1 protein-coding gene is annotated in these 242 nt (G+C 33.5%); it reads right to left on the bottom strand.

All coding sequences use genetic code 11. The annotated features are described in order from the left end of the window. A partial coding sequence (locus SB717_RS38970) for a hypothetical protein (protein WP_410908621.1) occupies positions 1 to 242 on the bottom strand: 242 nt, incomplete at both ends.

The raw sequence follows: 242 nt of genomic DNA, 5'->3' as shown, positions 1-242 counted from the left end.
AATTCATGTATCTTTTTATATGAAATAGATGCGCTATTGAATTTACCATTTTTAGACTCATTTCTTAAATCAGATAAACCATTTGCAGCGCTTACTTCTAATTGTTGTCCATTTCCTAAGTTTCCATAACCATACAGGGTAATTACATCAGGGCCAGAGTATCTTTGTCCCAAAGTTGTAAATAAAGCAGAGCCACCATACATTTTTGCGTCATCCATTTTTTTAGCAACAAATTCAACAGG

Origin of the sequence: Priestia sp. SIMBA_032, assembly GCF_046535215.1 — a bacterium.
GTDB lineage: Bacteria > Bacillota > Bacilli > Bacillales > Bacillaceae_H > Priestia > Priestia aryabhattai.
Note: the sequence above shows the minus strand (reverse complement) of the source record. Positions and strands in the feature narration are given on the sequence as shown.